Genomic DNA, 238 nt, shown 5'->3' with positions numbered 1-238 from the left:
ACAGGCCGCCAGGACTGCTTTTACCGTAAAGCACGGAAACCGGGCCACGCATAATTTCAGCGCGTTCCAGCATATACGGGTCAATGACCGCATCGTTATAGAAGTTGCCCTGCAACTTCAGGCCATTCAGATAGTTATTCTGGCTTTGGCCTTCTGCCGCAAAGCCGCGAATGATCAGGTGGTCATAGGTGTTGGATGCGCCACGCGTACCAACAGAGACACCCGGCGTGTAGCTAAG

The 238-nt window shown here is 53.8% G+C and carries 1 protein-coding gene; it reads right to left on the bottom strand.

Annotation, left to right across the window (positions count from 1 at the left end; all coding sequences use genetic code 11):
* Nucleotides 1–238 (bottom strand): TonB-dependent receptor plug domain-containing protein (locus tag P8629_RS12670; RefSeq protein ID WP_278166438.1); only part of this gene is annotated, 238 nt, incomplete at both ends.

Origin of the sequence: Hydrogenovibrio sp. 3SP14C1 (genome assembly GCF_029625905.1) — a bacterium.
Taxonomy (GTDB): Bacteria; Pseudomonadota; Gammaproteobacteria; order Thiomicrospirales; family Thiomicrospiraceae; genus Hydrogenovibrio.
This window is presented reverse-complemented; position numbering and strand designations above follow the sequence as displayed.